Origin of the sequence: Devosia limi DSM 17137, assembly GCF_900128975.1 — a bacterium.
GTDB classification, from domain to species: Bacteria; Pseudomonadota; Alphaproteobacteria; order Rhizobiales; family Devosiaceae; genus Devosia; species Devosia limi.
The window spans coordinates 16389-39587 of sequence record NZ_FQVC01000012.1 but is presented as its reverse complement, the minus strand read 5'-3'; the positions used below and the strand labels follow the sequence as shown (position 1 = coordinate 39587).

At 63.8% G+C, this 23199-nt stretch carries 14 protein-coding genes and 2 riboswitches; of the genes, 4 read left to right on the top strand and 10 right to left on the bottom strand.

Annotated features, from left to right (window positions below; translation table 11 throughout):
* Positions 1 to 35: 35 nt before the first annotated feature.
* The 4 genes from BUA69_RS16620 to BUA69_RS16605 form a co-directional block, all read right to left on the bottom strand.
* Positions 36 to 2585 (bottom strand): PBP1A family penicillin-binding protein, encoded by a 2550-nt coding sequence (locus BUA69_RS16620; protein WP_052950779.1) that lies wholly within the window; start codon positions 2583 to 2585, stop codon positions 36 to 38.
* A 273-nt stretch (positions 2586 to 2858) separates the two neighbouring features.
* Entirely contained in the window at positions 2859 to 3968 is a 1110-nt protein-coding gene (locus BUA69_RS16615) for a ribonucleotide-diphosphate reductase subunit beta (RefSeq protein WP_046137072.1), read from the bottom strand.
* A 142-nt stretch (positions 3969 to 4110) separates the two neighbouring features.
* A complete protein-coding gene (locus BUA69_RS16610; RefSeq protein ID WP_046137073.1) occupies positions 4111 to 6993 on the bottom strand; it encodes a ribonucleoside-diphosphate reductase subunit alpha in 2883 nt (960 codons plus the stop codon).
* Positions 6994 to 7098: 105 nt separating this feature from the next.
* A riboswitch (cobalamin riboswitch) is annotated at positions 7099 to 7295 on the bottom strand.
* Positions 7296 to 7561: 266 nt separating this feature from the next.
* A complete protein-coding gene (locus tag BUA69_RS16605) occupies positions 7562 to 8110 on the bottom strand; it encodes an AAA family ATPase (protein WP_046137074.1) in 549 nt (182 codons plus the stop codon).
* Between the two features lie 126 nt (positions 8111 to 8236).
* Positions 8237 to 8425: riboswitch (cobalamin riboswitch) on the top strand.
* A gap of 239 nt (positions 8426 to 8664) precedes the next feature.
* On the opposite strand from BUA69_RS16605, the gene metE reads away from it, so the two are divergent.
* Positions 8665 to 10935, top strand: a complete 2271-nt coding sequence (gene metE / locus BUA69_RS16600; RefSeq protein ID WP_046137075.1) for a 5-methyltetrahydropteroyltriglutamate--homocysteine S-methyltransferase — start codon at positions 8665 to 8667, stop codon at positions 10933 to 10935.
* Between the two features lie 436 nt (positions 10936 to 11371).
* Here the strand turns inward: metE and gyrB are convergent, their stop codons facing one another.
* The 3 genes from gyrB to dnaN form a co-directional block, all read right to left on the bottom strand.
* The gene (gene gyrB / locus BUA69_RS16595) at positions 11372 to 13798 is read right to left on the bottom strand and encodes a DNA topoisomerase (ATP-hydrolyzing) subunit B (protein WP_046137076.1); all 2427 of its coding nucleotides are present in this window, start codon (positions 13796 to 13798) and stop codon (positions 11372 to 11374) included.
* 114 nt (positions 13799 to 13912) lie between these two features.
* Positions 13913 to 15028 (bottom strand): DNA replication/repair protein RecF, encoded by a 1116-nt coding sequence (recF, locus tag BUA69_RS16590; protein WP_046137077.1) that lies wholly within the window; start codon positions 15026 to 15028, stop codon positions 13913 to 13915.
* A gap of 251 nt (positions 15029 to 15279) precedes the next feature.
* Positions 15280 to 16401, bottom strand: coding sequence for a DNA polymerase III subunit beta (gene dnaN, locus BUA69_RS16585; RefSeq protein WP_046137078.1), 1122 nt, complete (start codon positions 16399 to 16401; stop codon positions 15280 to 15282).
* Between the two features lie 186 nt (positions 16402 to 16587).
* Between dnaN and BUA69_RS16580 the strand changes: the two genes are divergently transcribed.
* Positions 16588 to 17052 (top strand): GNAT family N-acetyltransferase, encoded by a 465-nt coding sequence (locus BUA69_RS16580; RefSeq protein ID WP_052950780.1) that lies wholly within the window; start codon positions 16588 to 16590, stop codon positions 17050 to 17052.
* A 34-nt stretch (positions 17053 to 17086) separates the two neighbouring features.
* Here the strand turns inward: BUA69_RS16580 and dnaA are convergent, their stop codons facing one another.
* The 3 genes from dnaA to mutM all read right to left on the bottom strand — a co-directional run bounded on the left by dnaA (position 17087) and on the right by mutM (position 20773).
* Positions 17087 to 18547 carry a chromosomal replication initiator protein DnaA gene (dnaA, locus tag BUA69_RS16575; RefSeq protein ID WP_046137079.1) on the bottom strand — a complete coding sequence of 487 codons (1461 nt, stop codon included), beginning with the start codon at positions 18545 to 18547 and terminating at the stop codon, positions 17087 to 17089.
* 907 nt (positions 18548 to 19454) lie between these two features.
* On the bottom strand, positions 19455 to 19721 hold the full coding sequence (gene rpsT / locus BUA69_RS16570) for a 30S ribosomal protein S20 (protein WP_046137080.1): 267 nt from the start codon (positions 19719 to 19721) through the stop codon (positions 19455 to 19457).
* A 164-nt stretch (positions 19722 to 19885) separates the two neighbouring features.
* Positions 19886 to 20773, bottom strand: a complete 888-nt coding sequence (gene mutM / locus BUA69_RS16565; protein WP_046137081.1) for a bifunctional DNA-formamidopyrimidine glycosylase/DNA-(apurinic or apyrimidinic site) lyase — start codon at positions 20771 to 20773, stop codon at positions 19886 to 19888.
* Between the two features lie 95 nt (positions 20774 to 20868).
* Here mutM and ubiE point away from each other — a divergent pair, with 95 nt between their 5' ends.
* Together ubiE and ubiB are read left to right on the top strand one after the other, a co-directional pair.
* Complete coding sequence (gene ubiE / locus BUA69_RS16560; RefSeq protein ID WP_046137082.1) at positions 20869 to 21633, top strand: bifunctional demethylmenaquinone methyltransferase/2-methoxy-6-polyprenyl-1,4-benzoquinol methylase UbiE; 765 nt, start codon at positions 20869 to 20871, stop codon at positions 21631 to 21633.
* Positions 21634 to 21638: 5 nt separating this feature from the next.
* On the top strand, positions 21639 to 23177 hold the full coding sequence (gene ubiB / locus BUA69_RS16555; RefSeq protein ID WP_046137083.1) for a 2-polyprenylphenol 6-hydroxylase: 1539 nt from the start codon (positions 21639 to 21641) through the stop codon (positions 23175 to 23177).
* Positions 23178 to 23199: the final 22 nt, after the last annotated feature.

The window sequence follows — 23199 nt, the reverse complement described above, 5'->3', positions numbered from 1 at the left end:
ACGACCCGCCGTCCCCCAAAACTATCCACAAGCCCTTACTGCCCGAAGATCAGGTCCATCAGCGTGCGCTGGGCCGGCGCGCTTTCGTAGACGGGCTGCTGCTGGATCGGTTGCGGCGGGACTGGCGTGCTGGTCACGTAGACCTGCTGGCCCGTGGCCGGGTCGATCATCACCTGCAGTGGCTGGCCGGTATTGGGATCGATCGGCACCCCCTGCTGGGCGACGGGATCGCTCGGCTGACCGGGGATGATCACGAGGCCGGTCGCCGGATCCACCTGGAAGCCACCGCCCTGCGGCGCGGCTTCGGGCTGGACCTGGATCGGCATGCCGGTCTGGGGATCGAACTGGGCCTGCAGCGGCGCCTGGCCGGTGGCGGGGTCGATCGCCTCGCCAGCCGTTGCGGCAGGATTGGCAACCGGCTGGCCGGTGGCCGGATCGATATACTGCACCATTGGCACCCCGGTATTGGGGTCGATCACGGCATAGCCGGTGGCCGGATCGATGACCTGCTGGACAAGCAGCTGATTGGCCGACGTCACGCCACCCGGGATATCGGCGACCTCCAGGCCCTGGTGCGCCTTGGTCATGAAGGCGCTCCAGATGGCGACCGGAACGTTACCGCCCGATAGCGAGGTCCTGGTATTGTCGTCATTGCCCAGCCAGACGCCGGTGACCATGCGGGACGTGTAGCCAACGAACAGGGCGTCCTTGGAGTCATTGGTGGTGCCGGTCTTGCCGGCAATGGGCCAGCCATTGAGGTTGGCGCCGCGCCCGGTGCCCACTTCCACGGCGGTCTTGAGCATGTCGTTCATTTCGGCCAGCACGTCGGGTGCGATCACCTGACCGGGCCCGGCATTGCTGGCCTCGTAGAGGACGTCGCCATCGACGGTCTTGATGCGGGTGATCACATTGGGGATCACCCCCATGCCGCCATTGGCGAAGGGCGCATAGGCGCTGGTGAGTTCGAGCAGGTTCACTTCCTGGGTGCCCAGCGCGATCGAGGGCACCGCCGTCATCGGCGAGGAGATGCCCATGCGCATGGCTGCGTCGATAACCGCCTGCGGGGTGACGTCGATGGCCAGACGGGCCGAGATGGTATTGAGCGAATAGGCCAGACCCTGCCGCAGGGTGACGGTCCCGGCATATTTGCGCGAGGCGTTGCGCGGGCTCCAGCCATTGTAATCGAACTGGGAATCCTCGGCCAGGGTATCGGGCGTATAGCCCTTTTCCATGGCGGCCAGATAGACGAAGGGCTTGAAGGCCGAGCCAGGCTGACGCTTGGCGGTGACGGCGCGATTATACTGGCTGGTCTGATAGTCCACCCCGCCCACCATGGCGCGAATGGTGCCATCGACATCCATGGCCACGAGGGCGCCTTGATTGAACTTGCGCTTGGGGCCTTCGGAGGCAACCATTTCGCGCACAATGACTTCGGCTTCCTTCTGCAGGCGCCAATCCAGCGTGGTCTCGACGATCACGTCTTTCTGCACGTCGCCGATATAGGCCTGCATCAGGCTTTCCACCCAGTCGGCCACATAGGATTCAGAACCGGCCACCTTGGTGCGGACGGTCTGGTCGGGGTCGATGCGGGCGGCCGCGGCTTCCTCGGCGGTGATATAGCCTTCCTGGGCCATGGAATTGAGCGTCAGGCGCTGGCGCTCGATGGCGCGCTCCGGGCTGGCCTTGGGATTATAGGCAGAGGGTGCCGGCAGGATGCCGGCCAGCATGGCGGCCTGGCCCAGCGACAGATTGCGCGCGGAGACACCGAAATAGGTCTGGGCGGCGGCTTCGATGCCGGTGGCGCCGGCGCCGAAATAGACGCGGTTGAAATAGAGCTCGAGGATCTCTTCCTTGGTGTAGTTCTGCTCCAGCCAGATGGCGAGAATGGCTTCCTGCACCTTGCGGCCCAGGGTCTGGTCGGGGGTCAGGAAGAGGTTCTTGGCCACCTGCTGGGTGATGGTCGACGCGCCACGGGTGACGCCACGCGCCTGCACCGATTCAATCGCCACCGACAAAAGACCGATCGGATCGACGCCGAAATGGCTCATATAGCGCCGGTCTTCGCTGGCGATGATCGCGGCGGGCACGTAATAGGGCAATTCGCGATAGGTCACGGCTTCGCCGCCGGTCTTGCCGCGATTGGAGATCAGGCTGCCATCGGCAGCCAGAATGCGGATATTGGGCGGGCGATCAGGGATCGCCCAGGTATCGGACGAGGGCAGTTGCGCGCCGTAATAGACGATGACGCCCGCCACGGCGATGCCGCCCCACAGGCAGAGCACGAAGCCCCAATACAGGAGACCCATGAAAAAGCCGCCGGTGCGCGAGCGCCGACGTGGCTTTTTCGCGCGGGCCGGCTTGGCGGTGCCCCGCCTGGCTGGCTTGGCCGGTTTTTTGCCTTTGGGATCGGTTGGGCCACCGCCCGAGCGTTCGTCATCGACAAAGCCGCCAACGGCCTGGCCCATGGATGGCTCGACGCGTTCGCGCCCCTTGCCCCAGCCGCTCCGCTTGGCGGGCGCGGGTTTATCGCCCCCCTTCTGAGTGGAAGAGCCGACACGGTCGTCGGGGGAGATGCGAAAATCCATCGAGTGAACCCTGAAAGGTGCGTTTGGCGCCTTGTAACCGGTTCCGCCATCGGGGGGAACAAAAGGTTACTTGAACGTTAAGGCTGGTCCGGGCCGTCTCGCGCTGCGTCATCCCTTTTGGGGCTCTGGCGCGCGGCCTGCCTGAGCCTTTTCCGGGGAAATTGTGGCCGGTTTATGGGGCAAATTTCAAGTCCCGGCCCGGTGTTGCCGCTTGGATACAGATAAAGTGGTTGCAAGCGGCCGGATCAACTCAACGCTGACCCGGCCAATCGCCTATTCCCAGCTCAGCGAACCGCCGGACTGGTATTCGATGACGCGGCTTTCAAAGAAGTTCTTCTCCTTCTTGAGGTCCATCACCTCGCTCATCCAGGGGAAGGGATTTTCCGCCGGGGCAAACACCGGCTCCAGCCCCAGCTGGGCGCAGCGGCGGTTGGCGATGAAATGCATGTATTGCGCGCAGAGCTCGGCGTTGAGCCCGAGCTGGCCGCGCGGCATGGTATCGCGGGCATAGGCGGCTTCGAGATCGGCCGCATCGCGCAGCATGCCGCGCAGTTCATCCTGGAAGTCCGTCGTCCAGAGATGGGGGTTTTCCTGCTTGATCTGGTTGATGACGTCGATGCCGAAATTGAGGTGAATGGACTCGTCGCGCAGGATGTATTGGTACTGCTCGGCAATGCCGACCATCTTGTTGCGGCGGCCCAGCGACAGGATCTGGGCGAAGCCGGTATAGAACCACATGCCCTCAAAAATCACATAGAAGGCCACGAGATCGCGCAGGAACGCCTGGTCGTTTTCCGGGGTGCCGGTGGCGAAATTGGGATCGTCGAGGCTCTGGGTATGCTTGAGCGCCCAGGCTGCCTTGTCGGTGATGGACGGCACTTCGCGATACATGTTGAACAGCTCGCCCTCGTCGAGCCCCAAGCTTTCCACGATGTACTGGAACGTGTGGGTATGCACCGCCTCCTCGAAAGCCTGACGCAACAGATATTGCCGGCATTCGGGATTGGTCAGGTGGCGATAGATGGCCAGGACGATATTGTTGGCGACAAGGCTTTCGGAGGCGGCGAAGAAGCCGAGGTTGCGCTTGACCATGCGGCGCTCGTCCTCCGTCAGACCGTCCCTCGACTTCCACAGGGCGATGTCGGCCTGCATCGAGACTTCGGTGGGCATCCAGTGGTTGTTGCAGCCGGAGAGGTATTTCTCCCAAGCCCATTTGTATTTGAGCGGCAGCAGCTGATTAACGTCGGCGCGGGCATTGATCATCGCCTTGTCGCTGATCGAGACGCGCCCGCCAGAGCGGTCAATGGCGCCGAGCCCGGTGGCATCAGCGGCGTCGGTGGCTGGGGTGGTGGTTGGGGTGTCGTCCCAGTCGAGATTGGTCATGATGGCTCCTGATTTTTGCATTTGAACGAGGCTATCCTGCCCGCGGACTTGATCCGAGGGCCATGTCCAACATGGCGCGTGCGGGGGCTGGTCCACGGGTCAAGCCCGTGGACAGCGCGGTGCGTGGGGCGAAAGGCCCGCCCTACTGGCATGCCTCGCAGTCGGGATCGTCGATCGAGCAGGCCTGGCCTTCGATGACGAAGGGAATGTCGGCGATATCAACCGGCTTGGGAGCGACCGGCGCCGGAGCGATCACCGACGACACCGCATTCAGCTTGCCGTCCGTGCCCTTGAGCGTCGATTTTTCGACATGGGTGGCGGACCGAGAACGCAGGTAATAGGTGGTCTTGAGGCCGGCATTCCAGGCCAGACGGTAGAGCGCGTCGAGCGCCTTGCCGGAGGGATTGGCGATGTAGAGGTTGAGCGACTGCGCCTGGTCGATCCACTTCTGGCGGCGGGCCGCCGCCTCGATCAGCCAGGAGGCCTCGATCTCGAACGCTGTGGCATAGAGCGCCTTGAGATCGGCGGGGACGCGATCGATCTGGCCGAGGCTGCCGTCGAAATATTTGAGGTCGGAGATCATCACCTCGTCCCAGAGGCCACGGGCCTTGAGGTCGCGCACCAGGAGGGCGTTCACCACGGTGAAATCGCCGGACATGTTGGATTTGACGAAGAGGTTCTGGTAGCCGGGCTCGATCGACTGACTGACCCCGACAATGTTGGAGATGGTCGCGGTCGGTGCGATGGCCATGACGTTGGAATTGCGCATGCCCAGGGTGACGACGCGCTGGCGCAGGGCCGCCCAGTCGAGGGTCTGGCTGCGGTCCATATCGAGGCCGCCGCGGGCCTCGGCCAGCAGTTCGATCGAGTCGATCGGCAGGATGCCCTGGCTCCAGAGCGAACCGTCAAAGCTGGCATAGCGGCCGCGTTCCTCGGCCAGTTCGGTCGAGGCGTGGATGGCGTGATAGGCGATGGCTTCCATGCTGGTATCGGCGAAGGCGACAGCGGCGTCCGAGGCATAGGGAATGCCCAGCAGCTGCAGCGCATCCTGGAAGCCCATGAGGCCAAGGCCCACCGGACGGTGCTTGAGATTGGAGCGGCGCGCCTCGGGGATGGTGTAGAAATTGATATCAACCACATTGTCGAGCATGCGCAGGGCGGTGCGGACCGTGCGCTGCAGGCGGGCGTGGTCGAGGCCCGTGTCGGTGATGTGGGCGGCCAGGTTCACCGAACCCAGATTGCACACCGCAACCTCATCCTTGGAGGTGTTGAGCGTGATTTCGGTGCACAGATTGGACGAGTGCACGACGCCGATATGCTGCTGCGGCGAGCGGATATTGCAGGGATCCTTGAAGGTGATCCAGGGATGGCCGGTCTCGAACAGCATGGTCAGCATCTTGCGCCAGAGGTCGAGCGCGCGGACGGTGCGGAAGATCTTGATCTTGCCGGCGGCAGCATCAGCTTCGGCCTGCTCATAGGCCGATTTGAACGCCTTGCCGAAGAGATCGTGCAGCCTGGGCACTTCATTGGGCGAGAACAGGGTCCAATCGCCATTGGCTTCGACGCGCTGCATGAACAGGTCGGGCACCCAATTGGCGGTGTTCATGTCATGGGTGCGACGGCGGTCGTCGCCGGTATTCTTGCGCAGGTCGAGGAATTCCTCGATGTCGATGTGCCAGGTTTCGAGATAGGCGCAGACGGCGCCCTTGCGCTTGCCGCCCTGGTTGACGGCAATGGCGGTATCATTGGCCACCTTGAGGAAGGGCACGACGCCCTGGCTCTCGCCATTGGTGCCCTTGATATGGGCGCCAAGGCCGCGCACCGGGGTCCAGTCATTGCCCAGGCCGCCGGAATACTTGGCCAAGAGGGCATTGTCCTTGATCGACTTGAAGATGCCGTCGAGATCGTCATCCACCGTGGTCAGGAAGCAGGACGACAGTTGCGGGCGGCGGGTACCGGCATTGAATAGGGTCGGCGTCGAGGCCATGAAATCAAAGCTCGACAGCAGGTTATAGAACTCGATGGCACGGGTTTCGCGGTCGACTTCGCGGATGGCGAGGCCCATGGCCACGCGCATGAAAAAGGCCTGCGGCAGCTCGTAGCGGGTGTTTTCGACATGCAGGAAATAGCGGTCGTAAAGGGTCTGCAGGCCCAGATACTGGAACTGCAGGTCACGCGCCGGCACGATGGCGGCGGCAAGACGGGCGATATCGAAACGCGCCAGCTCTGGATCGAGCATGTCGGCATCGACGCCGGTCTGGATATAGGCCGGGAAATATTCGGCATAACGCGCCGCCATTTCCGACTGGGTTGCCTGGTCGGGGCGGCCATGGACGAAGCTCAGGACTTCGCGGCGCAGCTTGTCGAGCAGCAGGCGGGCACTGACCTGGGAGTAGTTCGGCTCGGTTTCGACCAGCGTGCGGGCGGCCAGGATCGGCGCCAGCGCCAGTTCGTCAAGCGAGATACCGTCATAGAGATTGCGGCGCGCCTCGCTCAGCACCAGATCGGCTGAGACGCCGTCGAGACCGGCACAGGCTTCGTCGATGATGCGGGCAAGGCGGGCGCCATCGAGCGTGACGAGATTGCCGGCAGCATCCTTCATGCGCAGGCTCGGCGCATCGGCGGGCGCGGGGGCGGCCTGGGCTCGCTTTTCGGCCTGATGGGCACGGTAGAGCACATAGGCGCGCGCCACCTTGTGGTGTTCGCCGCGCATCAGCGACAGCTCCACCTGGTCCTGGATATCCTCGATATGGAAGGTGCGGCCATTGGCGGCGCGGCGGGTCAGGTTGGCGACGATCTCGCCGGTCAGAGCATCGACGATTTCATGCACCCGGCGCGAAGCGCTGGCTTCGGTGCCTTCAACCGCGAGGAACGCCTTGGTCAGCGCAATGGCGATCTTGGAGGGATCGAAGGGCGAGGTCGTGCCATCGCGCTTGATGACATTGAATGCAGGCTCGGACCCGGTCCTGGCGAGATCGGCCAGCACGCTCGGCAGCGGCTTGGTGGTTTCTAGACTTTGCGACATCGGCACCCCGGATGTTGGGGACGGAGGCCGCAAGGACGCGTGCGTAATGCCGGCGGCCGAAAGCCACCTGCCCGCAAACGACCCATCGAGACACCCCGCCCGTGGATAATTTCTGCCGTCGCGGCAGGTCTCCTGACTCACGGCTCGACGCCCACTGCCACCTTCCCAAAACCCGCGGGTTTCAGTGGTTATGCTAGCAGTTGGCTCGCCGTTTACAGTTGCGGGGGCAGCGTCGGAATTACACCGGCTTCCCTCTTAGCCCACGATATTGATAGCGCGGGACCGCGACACACAACATATGGGGCCGCGCCGCTGATTCCGTCAATCGGGTTTTTTGGGATTTGGGCCTGTGGGTGGGTGGCACGGAGCATAGCCGACCCCTTCGCACCACCGTTGCAAAACCCACAGGGCTGTCCCCGGGCTTGACCCGGGGATCACTCCTCATACGTGCCGAGTTGAGAATGACCCACGGGTCAAGCCCGTGGGCAGCCCGGTGTTTGAGAACGGCATAAAGCCATCACGCGGCCTTGTCCAAGATGCCGCGCCCTGCCGGGGACATGGCGGCAGCCTAACCTGTCGCCGCCAGCAATTGGGCCAAGCGGTGAGCCGGACTTCCGGCAATCTCGACGATCCGGGGTCCGGCCTCGAGCAGGCCAAGATCGTCTTCGCGCAGCATGGCCTTGAGGCGGGTATCGACGCGGGCGCGCAGTTTTGGATATTCGATGGGGACCGTGATCTCGTCGGGGCGCGATAGCGGCAGGAAGACCAGCAGGTCGAGCGTGGCCAGCGCCTTTTCGATGCGGATCAACAGCTTGCCGGAGGGCGTCCATTCAAACCCCTCCCCGGCACTGACCACATCGAGATAGGCAATGAAATCGAGCGGGCAACGGTCATAGATGACGTCGGGCTGCGCAGCGGAGGCCAGGATCAGGCTGCAGCTCTGTTCGAGCTGTTCCTCGAGATCGGCGATATCAGCGCCATCGGCGAAGGGCGTGCCTTGCTGGACCAGTAGCCAATAGGGCTCGGCGACGCTTTCATAGGCCGGCGCGGCCGCGGCAAAAGCCTCGACGAGGGTGGTCTTGCCGGTGCCGTGAGTGCCGGTGACGGCCAAGCGCATGCGGGTCCAGTGCCTCCATTGCCTGCTGGTCCTAAGCCGCCGGGCCGGCCGAGGCAAGACGGTGCGCGGTCAACAGTGATATAAAGCTTTCTTTATATCACTGTTGACAGGGTAGTCCGGCTGGGGCAGTTTGGCGGTGTTCACGGTCCCTGCGAGGGGATAACCGGGAATTCGGTGCGTGGGATTCCACAAGTCCGAAGCTGCCCCCGCAACTGTAGGCGGTGACGAGCGCTCAATGGCCACTGGCATGTGCTGGGAAGGCGAGCGCCCGGACGACCCGCGAGCCAGGAGACCGACCATGGATTGCAATTCCAATGCGCCGTCCGGGGTGGGTCGGCATGAGGACAGACCAATGACGGCTCGTATCGACGCCCATCGCCATTCCAGCCCGCGCCATTCCATGCGAATGCGACGCTCGCGCACGGCCTGACGGCCGGGGCTTTCGCCCTAACCTATCCTTATTTCCGAACTGAACTGACCGGCGGACGCCTGTTCGCGCGCGGCCTTTTGGCCTGCGCGCCGCTGGCGGCACGCCCTAGCCCATAGGCATTGATATGACACGCTCATCCAATCTCGGTTTTCCGCGCATCGGCGCGCATCGTGAACTCAAGAAGGCCCTCGAACGCTATTGGCAAGGGGAAAGTGACGCGGCGAGGCTTCTCGCGATCGCCGCCGAATTGCGCGCCCGCCACTGGCAATTGCAACGGGACAAGGGGATTGAGGTGATCCCCTCCAATGACTTTTCGCTCTACGACCAGGTGCTGGACCTGACCGCGGTGCTCGGCGCGGTGCCCCCACGTTTTGCCGGGGAGAAAGCGGGGCTCGATACCTATTTCGCCATGGCGCGCGGGACGGCTGCAGCGCCGGCAATGGAGATGACCAAGTGGTTCGACACCAATTACCACTTCATCGTCCCCGAATTTCATGCCGGGCAGCGCTTTGCGCTGAGCGCCCGCAAACCCATCGACGAATTTCTTGAAGCGCGGGCGCTGGGCATTCACACCCGCCCGGTTCTGATTGGGCCGGTGACCTATCTCAGCCTCGGCAAGGCCAAGGATGCGGAGTTGGCGCCGCTGGATCTGCTGGACCAGCTGCTGCCGGCCTATGGCCAGCTGCTGGCTGAGTTGAAGGCGGCAGGCGCCGACTGGGTGCAGATCGACGAGCCGGTGCTGGCGCTGGACCTGAGCGATGCGCAGCGGGCTGCCTTTGCCAAGGCCTATGCGGCGCTGGCCCCGCTGGCGCCATCGATCATGCTGACCAGCTATTTCGAGGGCCTGGGCGACAATGCCGAACTCGCCACCAGCCTGCCGGTGGCGGGGCTGCATATCGACCTGGTGCGGGCGCCGGAGCAATTGCCGGTCGTCCTCAAGGCACTGCCGGCCGACAAGGTGCTGTCGATCGGCATTGTCGATGGCCGCAATATCTGGCGAACCGACCTGGCGAGGCAATCGGCTGTTGTCGATGCGGCCTGGTCGGTGCTCGGCCCGGAGCGGCTCGAAATCGCGCCGTCCTGCTCACTGCTGCATAGCCCGGTCGACCTGGCGGGAGAAACCGGCATCGACACCGAACTCAAGTCCTGGCTGGCCTTTGCCACCCAGAAGCTGGAGGAAGTGGTGGCGCTGACCACAGCCATCCAGCAGGGTCGCGCGGCAGTGGCCGAGGCATTTGCCGCCAGCGCCGCGGCAGTGCTATCGCGACGGACCTCGCCGCGCACCAGCAACCCGGCGGTGCGGGCCCGGCTGGCGGCGGTGACTCCGGCCGATCTCAGCCGGGTGAGTCCCTTTTCGACGCGGCGCGAGCGGCAGAAGCAGAAATTCGCGCTGCCGGCCTTTCCCACAACGACGATCGGCTCGTTCCCGCAGACCAGCGCGGTGCGTGAGGCGCGGGCAGCTTTCCGCAGGGGCGAGATCGGCGCCATCGCCTATGAGGATTTTCTCAAGACCGAGACCGAGAAGACAGTGCGCGTCCAGGAGGCGATCGGGCTCGACGTGCTGGTGCATGGCGAATTCGAGCGCACCGACATGGTGGAATATTTCGGCGAGCAGCTGGAAGGCTATGCCTTTACCCGCAATGGCTGGGTGCAATCCTATGGCTCGCGCTGCGTCAAGCCGCCGGTGGTTTATGGCGATGTTACGCGGCTGGCGCCGATGACGGTCAAGTGGTCGGCCTTTGCCCAATCGCTGACCGCACGACCGATGAAGGGCATGTTGACCGGGCCGGTAACCATCCTGCAATGGAGCTTTGTGCGCGATGACCAGCCGCGGTCGCAGACCTGCCGGCAGATCGCGCTCGCCATTCGCGACGAAGTGCAGGACCTGGAGCGCGCCGGCATCGGCATCATCCAGATCGACGAGCCGGCCCTGCGCGAGGGCCTGCCGCTGCGGCGGAGCGATTGGGCGGCGTATCTGGACTGGTCGGTCGATGCGTTCCGGCTGGCGGCATCGGGGGTAAGCGACGACACGCAGATCCACACCCATATGTGCTACGCCGAATTCAGCGACATCATGGACGCCATCGCGGCGCTGGACGCTGATGTGATCTCGATCGAAACCTCGCGCTCGGACATGGAGTTGCTCGAGGCGTTCACCAGCTTTGCCTATCCCAACGAGATCGGGCCGGGCGTCTGGGACATTCACTCCCCGCGCGTGCCCAGCCAGGCCGACATGGAAGCGATGTTGCGCAAGGCGGCGCTGGCGATTGCGCCCGAGCAGCTCTGGGTCAATCCCGATTGCGGGTTGAAGACACGCGGCTGGCCGGAAGTTGAGGCGGCGCTGGGAAATCTGGTGGCCGCAGCGCGGACATTGCGGGCGGGTACCGCGGCGTAGCGGGAGGGGCGCAGGGAAGGGCAAGTCATTCGGACGAGCCGGGTGACGACGCCAGAGCGGGATGGGCCAGGCCGAAGCTGAATGTCTCCACCATCACAGCGCTGTCCCCGGGCTTGACCCGGGGATCGCTCGCCACACGTGCCGGACCGATGGTGGCCCACGGGTCAAGCCCGTGGGCAGCGCGGTGGGTGGGATGGAAATAAGGCCGAAAACTGCGGCCTTGGCGTCAGGGGAATTGCCGAGCCACCGTCATTGCCCGACTTGTCCGGGCAACCCATCTTGCCACCAAGCAGGATGCTCTCCAGCTAAACGGGGTCATTCCCGCGCAGGCGGGAATGACCCGGCGGTTTGGCGCAGACCTGACGCGCCCCCCCTCCCACAAAACAAAAGCCCGCGCCGTAGGGCGCGGGCTCACGATCAAGCGGGATGAAGCGGACTAAACGTCCAGGTTGCTGACGCTCAGCGCATTGTCCTGGATGAAGTCGCGGCGCGGTTCCACGAGGTCGCCCATCAGGGCGGTGAAGATGGAATCGGCTTCGTCGGTTTCCTTGATCTCGACCTTGAGCAGCGTGCGCGCATTGGGGTCGAGCGTGGTTTCCCAGAGCTGGGAGGGGTTCATTTCGCCCAGCCCCTTATAGCGCTGCAGCGAGACGCCCTTGCGGCCGGCATCGGTGACGGCCTTGAACAGCGAGGCGGGCCCGAAGATCTGGGTCACGTCGCCCTTGCGGTTGAGCGTCGGGACCCCGCCGTAAAGCTCGTCGAGACGGTCGGCCAACTGGCGCAGCTTGCGCGCATCGGCGCTCTGCAGCAGCGGCTTGTCGATCTGGTGGGTTTCGGCGACGCCGCGCACGGTGCGCGAGAAGGCCAGAGCGTCCTCGTCGGTGATGACGCCGGTCCAGCCGCGTTCGAGTTCGTCCGAAATGCGGTCGAGGCGGTTGGCGATGCGGCCCATCGTGCCTTCGATCCGGGTCGGATCGCCGAGGCCATCGGGATCGAGACCGCCCACGATGGCCGCCTGCTCGACAAGGCTGCGATTGTAGCGGGTGTTGAGATTGTTGATGGCATGCACGATGTCGCGGGCCTGCTGCAGGATGTTGAGCAGGTCGGCACCGGCATGGGCAACGCCATCGCGGGTGGTGAACACGGCATCGTCAAGCCCGGTGGAGAGCAGGTAGTCTTCCAGGGCCCGCTCATCCTTGAGGTATTGCTCGGACTGGCCGCGCTTGACCTTGTAGAGCGGAGGCTGGGCGATATAGACGTGGCCGCGCTCGATCAGCTCCGGGGTCTGCCGATAGAAGAAGGTCAGCAGCAGGGTGCGGATATGGGCGCCGTCGACGTCGGCGTCGGTCATGATAATGATCTTGTGGTAGCGCAGCTTGTCGGCGTTGAACTCTTCGCGGCCGATGCCGGTGCCGAGCGCGGTGATCAGCGTGCCGACCTGGTCGGAGCCGATCATGCGGTCAAAGCGGGCGCGCTCGACGTTGAGGATCTTGCCGCGCAGCGGCAGCACGGCCTGGACCGAGCGGTCGCGGCCCTGCTTGGCGGAACCACCGGCCGAGTCACCCTCGACGATGAAGATTTCAGACTTGGCGGGATCGCGTTCCTGGCAATCGGCGAGCTTGCCGGGGAGCGAGGAGATTTCCAGAGCGCCCTTGCGGCGGGTCAGCTCGCGCGCCTTGCGGGCAGCTTCGCGGGCGGCGGCGGCTTCAGCCACCTTGCCGACGATGACCTTGGCCTCGTTGGGGTGCTCTTCGAACCACTGGCCGAGCTTTTCGTTGACGACGTTCTCGACCACCGGGCGCACCTCGGACGAGACGAGCTTGTCCTTGGTCTGGCTAGAGAACTTTGGATCGGGCACCTTGACCGAGAGCACGCAGGTCAACCCTTCGCGTGTATCGTCGCCGGTCAGCTGCACCTTTTCCTTCTTGGAAATGCCCGAGGTTTCGGCGTAACCGGTCACCTGGCGCGTCAACGCACCGCGCAGGCCCGCGAGGTGCGTGCCGCCATCGCGCTGGGGGATGTTATTGGTGAAGCACAGCACATTCTCGTGGTAGCTGTCGTTCCACTGCAGCGCCACTTCGACGGTAATGCCGTCCTTTTCGTGCAGGATGGTGATCGGACGCTCGATCACCGGGGTCTTGGACTTGTCGAGATAATTGACGAAGGCCTCCAGGCCCCCCTCGTAATACAGCTCGACTTCCACCGGCTCGGGGTGGCGGCGATCGGCGAGCAGAATGCGGACGCCCGAATTCAGGAATGCGAGTTCGCGCAGGCGATGCTCAAGCGTCTTGAAATCGAACTCCACCATGGTGAAGGTCTCGGTCGAAGGCAGAAAGGTCACTTCCGTGCCGTTGCGCCCTTCATAGGTGCCGGTCACCTTGAGCGGCGCATCGGCGTCGCCATTGGTGAAGGAAATCTCGTGCACCTGGCCGTCGCGGCGCACCTTGAGCTTGAGCCATTGCGACAGCGCGTTCACCACCGAGACGCCCACGCCGTGCAGGCCGCCGGAAACCTTGTAGGAGTTCTGGTCGAACTTACCGCCGGCATGCAGCTGGGTCATGATGACTTCGGCCGCCGAAATGCCTTCGCCGCTATGGATGCCGGTCGGCATGCCGCGGCCATTGTCGGTCACCGAGACCGATCCGTCGGCATTGAGCGTTACGGTCACCCGGTCGGCATGGCCCGCCAGAGCCTCATCGATGGCGTTGTCGACCACCTCATAGACCATGTGGTGCAGGCCCGAGCCGTCGTCCGTATCCCCGATATACATGCCGGGGCGCTTGCGCACCGCGTCAAGGCCTTTGAGCACCTTGATGCTGTCGGCGCCATAGTCGGAGGGATTGGATTTTTCGGTATCGGTCATGGGGTCCGAATCAGGGTCGATTACAGTGAATTTGTTGTAGCGGATAGAGGGTATAGACCCAAGCAAAATGGCCGTTTGCGGGCCGTTTGCAGGGGAATCAGCCCGTATTGCGGATCAGTCCCTGAACAGGCGTCCGTCGCGCACCGTAACGGTCTGGGCGCGATCGCCCAAAGCCTCGAACAGCAGGGCGTCGGTGCCGGTCAGAAAGCACTGCGTTCCCAGCCCGTCGAGCGCCAGAAACAGCGCCCGCCGCCGGTCGGGATCGAGATGGGCGGCAATCTCGTCGAGCAGCAGGAACGGGGTAATGGCGGTGCGCAGCTTGACCAATCTGGCATGGGCCAGGATCAATCCGATCAGTAGGGCTTTCTGCTCGCCCGTCGAGCCCAGGGCGGCAGGCATGCCCTTTTGGGCATAGGTCACTTCCAGGTCGACACGGTGAGGTCCGGATATGGTGCGTCCGGCGGCGCGATCAAGGGCGCGCGAGCGGCCCCAGACTGCCACCAGTTCGGCTTCCAGCGCCGATGAGGAGGCCGGCTCATGGCGATCCTCGAACAGCGGCGTCAGCGCCAGATGGGCGGCCGGAAAGCTCGCGTCATCCAGGCTCTCGGCAATAAGGGCCTGCAGGTGCTGGAGGCTATCGGTGCGGGCCAGGTGAATGGCGGCGGCCAATTCGGCCATTTGCGCCTCGATGGCGCTCAGCCAGCGGGGATCGCCATCCTCGTCGAGCAGCCGATTGCGCTGTCGCATGACCTTCTCGAAGTCAGAGACAGCCGAGGAGTGCCCGGGAATCAGCGTGGTGACCAGACGGTCCAGAAACCGGCGCCGCTCGCTGGCGGGACCCGAGAACAGGCCATCCATGGCCGGCGTCAGCCAGAGAATGCGCAGGTAATCGCTCATCGCCTCGATCGAGCGGGCATTGGCGCCATTGATGCGCACGCGCCGGCCCGCCTCGCCGGGCGAGGCGCCGGTACCGATATCGGCGGGACCGTCATTGGTTTCGATGGTTGCTGCCACCGCCCAGCCGGCATCGGAGCCCTGGGCCTGGACCATGTCGAAGGCTGCCCGGCGCAGGCCACGGCCCGGCGACAGCAGCGATACGGCTTCGAGCAGATTGGTCTTGCCGGCGCCATTGGGCCCGGTCAGCACCACATGGCGCTGATCGAGATCGAGCGCCGCCGCGGTATAGTTGCGAAAGGCGCTGAGACGCAGGCGGGAGATGTGGCGGATCATGGCGTCGCGGGCCCACGGAGTTCACTCACCTCGCTCCTCAGGGGGGCGGTCGACCCAAAGGATCGGGCGAGGAGGGCGATACTGCCAAACCGAGCGCGCCCCAGCATGGCACTCCCCATTCTGGCCCTCTCCCGTGAGGGGCAAGGAGACGACGGAACGGCCATGGCAGCGATGGAGGGCATGCCGCCCTCCTCCTTGCCCCCTGACGCGGGAGCCGGCGGCTCCCAAAGCTTGGTCAAATCCGTTTGGCCCTACACGCGCATCGGCATCAGCACGTAGAGCGCCCGGGTTTCACCTTCATCGCGCACCAGCGTCGGCGAGCCGGCGTCGTTGAACATGAAGACGGCGCTTTCCGAGCGGATCTGGCCGACGATATCGAGCAGGTAACGGGCGTTGAAGCCGATCTCGAAGCCATCGGTATCGAACTCGACGGCGAGTTCTTCACTGGCGGTGCCGTGATCGGGATTGGTGACCGAGAGCTCGAGCAGGCCATCCCTGGCCGAGAGCTTGACGGCCTTGCCGCCGCGCTCGGAGGCAATGGTGGAGACGCGGTCGACAGCGGTCGCAAAGGCGGCGCGGTCGACATTCATCTGCTTGTCGTTGTTCTTGGGGGTCACCCGATCATAATCGGGGAAGGTGCCCTCGATCAGCTTGGACAGCAGCACGACCGAACCGACGGTGAAGCGGATCTTGGTGTCGGAGACCTCGACGGCGACATCGCCATCAGCGCCATCGAGCAGCTTCTGGACTTCGCCAACGGTCTTTTTCGGCACGATGATGCCGGTCATGCCTTCCGAGCCAGCCGGAGCGTCGATTTCGGCGCGGGCCATGCGGTGGCCATCGGTGGCCACGGCGCGCAGCACGGTGCCGCCGGCGCTGGAGGAGACGGCGTGGAAATAGATGCCGTTCAGGTAATAGCGGGTCTCTTCATTGGAGATGGCGAACTGGGTGCGCTCGATCAGCTCGCGCAGGGCCGCTGCCGGCATGGAGAATTCGTGCGAGAAGCTGCCCGACTTGAGATCGGGGAAGCTGTCGGGCGACAGGCATTGCAGGTTGAAGCGCGAGCGGCCCGAGGTCAGCACCATCTGCTCGCCGCCATCGGTCTCGAGGCGCACTTCGGCGCCGTCAGAGAGCTTGCGGACGATTTCATAGAGGGTGTGTGCCGGAATGGTGGTGGTACCAGCCGTGCTCACCATGGCCGGAATGGCTTCGGTCACTTCGATATCGAGATCGGTGGCGCGCAGCTCGACCTTGTCGTCGCTCGCCTTGAACAGCACGTTGGCCAGGATGGGATAGGTATTGCGGCGCTCAACCACCCGATGCACATGGCTCAGCGACTTGAGCAGATGGTTGCGTTCGAGCGTAACTTTCATCAGTCCGATATCCTCAACTCACGCGCGCCGCTGCACCGCGGCAAGCCCATACGGGCCGGGCGATGACCTTACAAATTAGGGACATAAACGCAAGGGCAGAGGACGGTTTTGCCCAAGGGCAATCATCGCCGGGCCCGCGGGGCACCGGCGATTGCCTTATCGCGGCGCTGGCCGCTAGATAGCGGCATGACCCCGCGCACCCAGCCCTTCCTCCTGCGCCCCGCCCGAGCCGATGATCGCGACGCGATTGCGGCAATCTGGCACAGCGGCGCCAGCCTGCCCCATGTCGGCCCGGCCGCCCTGCCACCGCTGCAGGCGCTGCGTCAGCGGGTCGATCAGGAATTTGCCGAGGGCTGGCAGGTCACCGTCGCCACACAGGGCGACGTCATTGTCGGCTTTTTGGCGCTGCTGCCGGAAGCCGGCATTCTCGATCAATTGTTCGTCCGCAGGGATGCCTTTGGTGGCGGCATTGGCCGGGCGCTGTTTGCCGAGGCGATTGCGGCAATGCCGATGGGCTTTACGCTGTTCACCCGCCCAGGCAATGCGCGGGCGCGACGCTTCTACGAAGCAGCGGGCATGACAATGCTGCGGGAGGAAATCCACCCGCGCTTTGGCGATACGATCATGTTTTATGGATGGCAGCCGGACTAGGTGATTGCGGCGGGCCATGCCCGCCGCCCAAACCCTATTCTTCGAGCATGCGCTTGAGCAGCTCGATCTCCTGGCCGAGCTCGACATCGTCCTTGATCATCTGCTCGACCTTGCGGACCGAGTGCAGGACGGTGGTGTGATCGCGGCCGCCAAAGCGCCGGCCGATTTCGGGGAGAGAGCGGCTGGTCAGCGCCTTGGCCAGATACATGGCGATCTGGCGCGGACGGACGACGTCGCGCGAGCGGCGGGCCGACAGCAGTTCATTGCGCGGCACCTTGTAGTGGCGCGAGACAATCTTGAGGATGTCCTCGATGCGGACGCGGCGGGCTTCGCGCGAACGGATCAGGTCGCCCAGGGTCTTTTCGGCCAGCGGCACGGTGATCAGTTCACCGGTCAGCTGATTGGCGGCGACGAGGCGATTGACCGCCCCATCGAGATCGCGGCCATGGCTGACCACGACGCGGGAAACATAATCGATGACCGGCACCGGGAAGTGCATGCCGAAACGGGCGGTGGCCTGATCGGCGCGGCGCTGCACGATGGCGCGGCGCAGTTCGACGTCAAAGGTGGTGATCGGCACGACCAGCCCGCCCGAGAGGCGCGAACGGACGCGTTCATCAAGCATTTCGAGATCGCGCGGCGGCGCATCGCCGGCCACGACGACCTGCTTGGCACCGGTGAGCAGCGTGCCCAGCGTATGACCGAATTCGGTGGCCGACTTGCCCTGCAGGAACTGCATGTCGTCGATCAGCAGCAGGTCGACACGGCGCAGCCATTCCTTGAACGCCAGCGCCGACTGGCGCTGCACGGCGGTGATGAAATGGTACATGAAGTGGTCGGCGGTCAGATAGACGATATTCTTGGTGCTATCGGCCTGCTGGGTGGCATGGGCGATGGCATTGAGCAGGTGCGACTTGCCCAGACCGACGGTGGAATGGATGTAGACCGGATTGAAGGTCACGGTGTTGTTGGCAGCCGCCTGAGCGATCTGCTTGGCCACGCCGAGCGCCATCTCATTGGGGCCACCGGCCACAAAGGTCTCGAAGGTCATGCGCTGGTCGATGGCGCTGCCGGAGAGGGCGTCGCCCTTGGTGGCGGTATTGTCGCGGATCAGGCGTGGGGTCGACAGGGCCTGCGGCGCCACGATGGCAGCGGCAGCCATGGCAGGCGCCTCGCTGCTGGGCGCGACATCCTGGACCTGGGTAATGCGCGGACGGGCCTGGCCGTTGACGCGCATGGTCACCTGCAGGCGGGCAATATCGGGGGCATCCTGCTGGACAGCCTCAAGAATACGGTCGGCATAATTGGATTGAATCCACGAGCACAGGAACCGGGTCGGGGCCGACAGATGCACCAGGTCGTCGACGATTTCTTCAAGTTCGAGACGGGCGAACCAGGAGGTAAAGACATCCTCACCCACCGACGCCTTCAAGCGGGCGCGCACACGGATCCAGAGGTCGCGCTGCGGCTCGGATGGGTTGTCGGACTGGGCCATTGCAGACGTCTCGCCTTTCGATATCGGTTTGGAGGAAGCGCGACTGGACCGATCCCAATCTTCACTTCCGGCGGTCGCCTGTAACGTCATTGTGTCGTGCCCCATTCAATGGTTTGCCATGCAGTCCGCAAAACTGCGTGGCGTCTGAATTTTTTCACTGATGCACGCTCGGCCGGGCCGTTTCATGCATAGCTTCGCCCCCCTGCGTCCTTCGTTGAGAACGCACTGATCCGCCGGTGGTTTAACCACCGTCCGTCGATTGATACTTTCACTTGAGCCTGGCCTGACGTGGCCAGCGATCTACTAAATTACCTACGCCGCTCCGGCTGACTCGACCGCACAAAGTGCCGCCATTGTTACCGTCACTGCCCCATCCAAATCCGGCATTGCTGCCTCGACCGGTCCTGTCAATCGCCCAAAAAATGTTCTCGTCAGCTGTGGTGGACGTGCCTTGCTGCCGTCCTTTTGTAAGCTAACGAGGCCATTCTAGTGGGACGATTTTGGCCTCGCAACACGTGAATCGTTGAAATAGGGGCTTGACTCTGGACTAGTGAAAACGGGCCCCAAGACAGCAAATCCGGCGCCCAAACCAAGACCCTGTGACTCAACACAGAATCGTCCGCAGATGACCCAAGAAGGGTTAAGAAATTTATTCCGACGCCGTCACGCGATTGTCGCACCCTGTCGCAGCTGAACGGGTGAAGTCCCAAAGCAAGCCTTTGAAGGACTTATGAGATCGCCGGATTGGTCTTGCGGATGCGCAGCTGTGCACAAGTGTCGCGTCGGTGTCACAACCGGGCCGGATCGGAAAACCTTACCTGCTCCCGCGCCAAACAAAAAGGGCCCCTTGCGGAGCCCTTCACATCGACCGTGCCATCAAGATGGCTGCGGGTCATCCCATCGCCAATCAGGCGCTGAGAGCCTTGACGCGGTGGTTGAGGCGCGAAACCTTGCGGGCCGCCAGATTGGCATGCACGATGCCCTTGGTTGCGGCGCGGTTGATTTCCGGCTCGGCAGCGCGCAGCGCTTCCATGGCCAGCTTGTGGTCGCCGGCAACAATGGCTTCTTCAACCTTGCGGATGAAGGTGCGGACGCGCGAGCGGCGCGACTTGTTGACCGCAGTGCGGGCTTCGATCTTGCGGGTAGCCTTTTTGGCTGAAGGCGTATTGGCCATAACGGTCCTCTTGGCGTCCAACCGGCCGATAGCGCACGAAAGTCGCAGGCGTCCGGAGATAAAATGAAATCGGCGGCTTATCGAGTGCCGCCAAGTTGGGCGGTCTATAGGGGATGGGGCGGCCAGCGTCAACTGGATTCAGGGATTGGCCTGCTGGCTTGCTGTTATGGCTGCTTCTGGCACGCCGGGCAATAGAAGGTGGAGCGCCCCGATTGCACGATGCGCACGATGGTACCGCCACACATCGGGGTGGGGCATGGCTCGCCTTCGCGGTCATAGACGGCGAAGCGATGCTGAAAATAACCATTGCCGCCTTCGGCATTGCGGAAGTCGCGCAGCGTCGAGCCGCCCACTTCGATCGCTTCCACCAGCACCTGGCGCACGGCGCTCACCAGGTCTTCCAGCGCGCGCTTGGGCTGGCCCCTGGTGGTGACCAGCGATCCCGCCTGTATCGTGGGCAGGATATGGGCGCGGTGCAGTGCCTCGGCGACATAGATATTGCCCAATCCGGCGACGACGCGCTGATCGAGCAGCGCCGCCTTGATTGGCGCCTTCTTGCCCGTGAAGGCCGCGGCCAGCAGATCGGCATTGAAGGCATTGGACAGCGGCTCGGGCCCCAACCCGGTCAGATAGGGGCTGTCCTCGGGTCGGTCATAGAGATCGACAAAGCCAAAGCGGCGGGGATCGGCATAGATCAGGTGCGACTTGCCATGCTCGGGGTGATCGATGATCCAGACCATATGATCGTGCTTGGGCACGTTTTCGGTCTCATAATAGCGCGGCGGCTTGTCGATGCCGTGCTCGGCGAAACGATAGCTGCCGGTCATGCCGAGATGGCTGAGGACCGTCTGACCACTGGAGAGCCCGATCAGCAGATATTTGGCGCGACGGCCCACCGAGGTAATCGTCTGGCCCTGCAGCGCCGGCACCAGATCCTTGGGAAAGGGAAAGCGCAGATTGGCGCGATTGAGCGTGACGCTCTCGATGCGCGCCTGCGCCAGCCATGGCTCGAGCCCGCGTCGGACGGTTTCGACCTCTGGCAATTCTGGCATGTTAAGCTCCTGGACCTGTGCGGCTTTGTGCCATGGCAATGCGCGGGCAGCTTCGATATGGTGCGCGCGATCAGTAAACGCATGAGGCTGACGCCATGACCGCGGCGCGCGAGACAACCCATTTCGGCGAACAGACAGTGGCTCTGGAGGACAAGCAAGGGCTTGTCAACGCGGTGTTCCACGGCGTGGCTGATCGCTATGACCTGATGAACGACCTGATGAGCGGCGGCATTCATCGCGTCTGGAAGGACGCCATGATCGCCGATCTGGCGCCGCCCAAGGGCGGCAGCCGGCCCTATCGGGTGCTCGACATGGCCGGCGGCACCGGCGATATCGCCGAGCGCATCATCAATGCGTCGGTGGGCTATGCCGAAGTCGTCGTCAGCGACATCAATTCCGACATGCTGCGGGTCGGAGCCGAGCGGGCCAAATCCTGGCGCTATCCAGCCCAGGCCAGCTTTGTCGAAGCCAATGCCGAAGAGCTGCCTTTTGCCGATAACAGCTTTGATGCCTATACGATCGCCTTCGGCATTCGCAATGTGCCCCGCATCCAGAAAGCGCTGAACGAAGCGCATCGCGTGCTCAAGCGCGGCGGGCGCATCATGGTGCTGGAATTTTCGCAGGTCGACGTGCCGGGCCTCGACAGCTTCTACCGGGTGTTTTCCGACCGCGTCATCCCGCCGATGGGGGGCCTGGTGACCGGCGACAGCCAGCCCTATCAATATCTGGTGGAATCGATCCGCAAGTTCCCGACGCCGGCCGCGTTTTCGGCGATGCTCAGCGAAGCCGGCTTCAAGCGGGTCAAGCACACCCCCTATAGCGGCAATATCGCGGCGCAGTTCAGCGCCTGGAAGCTCTAGCGCCCATGATCCTCTCCGCCTATTTCCGCCTTGCCCGGGCCGGTTACGTGCTGGCGCGCGAAGGCGCCCTGTCGATCATTTCGGCTGATGACCTGCCGCCGCCACTCAAGCTGGGCATCTGGTTCGGCCGGTTGATCGAGCGGCCCTCGGTGCGCAAGACCGGGCAGGTCGAGCGTCTCAACCGGGCGCTCAACCTGCTGGGCCCGACCTATGTCAAATTCGGCCAGACCCTGGCCACCCGCCCCGATGTGGTCGGCGCCCAGGTGGCGGCAGATCTGGCCGGCCTCCAGGACAAGATGGAGCCCTTCGACGCGGCTCTGGTGCCCCGCATTCTGGCGGCTGCGCTCGATGGCAAGGCGGCGGAGCTGACCGAACTGTCGCCGCCGGTGGCCGCCGCCTCGATTGCCCAGGTGCACAAGGCGCGGCTGGTGCCGGCCGATGGGCTGCCGCGCAGTGTCGCGGTCAAGGTGCTGCGCCCCGGGGTTACCCAGCGCTTCATGGCCGATATCGAGAGCTATTATGCCGGCGCGCGCCTGGCCGAACGGCTGGTCGGCTCGACCAAACGCCTGCGGCCGACCCAGGTCGTCGCCACCCTCGACCGCTCGGCCCGGCTTGAACTCGACCTGCGGCTGGAAGCCGCCTCGATTTCCGAATTTGCCGAGAACATCAAGGACGACAAGGGCTTCGTCATTCCAACCGTCAGCTGGGATCATGTCGCCCAGAATGTTTTGACCACCAGTTGGGTCGATGGCATTCCGATCCGCGACCATGCCGCGCTCGACGCGGCCGGGGTGGATCGCAAGGCGCTGGCCGCCAAGGTGCTGCAGAACTTTCTCAAGCACGCCATTCGCGACGGCTTTTTCCATGCCGACATGCATCCGGGCAATCTGTTCGCCGATCCGCGCACCGGCGACGTCATCGCCGTCGATTTCGGCATTATGGGCCGCATCAATCGCCGCGAGCGGCGGTTCCTGGCCGATATCCTTTATGGCTTCATCACCCGCGACTACATGCTGGTGGCGCGGCGGCATTTCGATATCGGCTATGTGCCCGAGAATCAGTCGGTCGAGGATTTCGCCCTGGCCATCCGGTCGATCGGCGAGCCCTTGCATGGCCGTACCGCCGCCGACATTTCGATGGCACGGGTGCTCGGCCAGCTGTTCACCATCACCGAGTTGTTCGACATGCAGACGCGGCCAGAACTGGTGCTGCTGCAGAAATCCATGGTCCTGGTCGAAGGCGTGGCGCGGGCACTTGATCCCCATCTCGATATCTGGACGGTCGCCGAACCGGTGGTTGGCGACTGGCTGCGCCGTGAAGAAGGCCCGCTGGGCAAGGTCGAGGACGCCAAGGATGGCTTGCGGATCTTTGCCGATGCCGCTCGCCGCGTGCCGGTTATCCTCAACCAGGCCGAAGCCGCCCTCAATGATTATCACGCCGAAAAGCACCGCCGCGACGTCCTGCCCCGCTGGATGATGCCGGCACTGGCCTGGCTGGGCCTGGCCCTGCTGGTCGTGCTGATCTGGAAGGTCGCGCTGCTCTAGCCGAGCGAACACAGCCACGCCA

What these genes read in the sequence shown, in the direction of transcription:
- BUA69_RS16620 (WP_052950779.1), bottom strand. Translation starts at nt 2,585, where the DNA reads ATGGATTTTCGCATCTCCCCCGACGACCGTGTCGGCTCTTCCACTCAG.
- BUA69_RS16615 (WP_046137072.1), bottom strand. Translation starts at nt 3,968, where the DNA reads ATGACCAATCTCGACTGGGACGACACCCCAACCACCACCCCAGCCACC.
- BUA69_RS16610 (WP_046137073.1), bottom strand. Translation starts at nt 6,993, where the DNA reads ATGTCGCAAAGTCTAGAAACCACCAAGCCGCTGCCGAGCGTGCTGGCC.
- BUA69_RS16605 (WP_046137074.1), bottom strand. Translation starts at nt 8,110, where the DNA reads ATGCGCTTGGCCGTCACCGGCACTCACGGCACCGGCAAGACCACCCTC.
- metE (WP_046137075.1), top strand. Translation starts at nt 8,665, where the DNA reads ATGACACGCTCATCCAATCTCGGTTTTCCGCGCATCGGCGCGCATCGT.
- gyrB (WP_046137076.1), bottom strand. Translation starts at nt 13,798, where the DNA reads ATGACCGATACCGAAAAATCCAATCCCTCCGACTATGGCGCCGACAGC.
- recF (WP_046137077.1), bottom strand. Translation starts at nt 15,028, where the DNA reads ATGATCCGCCACATCTCCCGCCTGCGTCTCAGCGCCTTTCGCAACTAT.
- dnaN (WP_046137078.1), bottom strand. Translation starts at nt 16,401, where the DNA reads ATGAAAGTTACGCTCGAACGCAACCATCTGCTCAAGTCGCTGAGCCAT.
- BUA69_RS16580 (WP_052950780.1), top strand. Translation starts at nt 16,588, where the DNA reads ATGACCCCGCGCACCCAGCCCTTCCTCCTGCGCCCCGCCCGAGCCGAT.
- dnaA (WP_046137079.1), bottom strand. Translation starts at nt 18,547, where the DNA reads ATGGCCCAGTCCGACAACCCATCCGAGCCGCAGCGCGACCTCTGGATC.
- rpsT (WP_046137080.1), bottom strand. Translation starts at nt 19,721, where the DNA reads ATGGCCAATACGCCTTCAGCCAAAAAGGCTACCCGCAAGATCGAAGCC.
- mutM (WP_046137081.1), bottom strand. Translation starts at nt 20,773, where the DNA reads ATGCCAGAATTGCCAGAGGTCGAAACCGTCCGACGCGGGCTCGAGCCA.
- ubiE (WP_046137082.1), top strand. Translation starts at nt 20,869, where the DNA reads ATGACCGCGGCGCGCGAGACAACCCATTTCGGCGAACAGACAGTGGCT.
- ubiB (WP_046137083.1), top strand. Translation starts at nt 21,639, where the DNA reads ATGATCCTCTCCGCCTATTTCCGCCTTGCCCGGGCCGGTTACGTGCTG.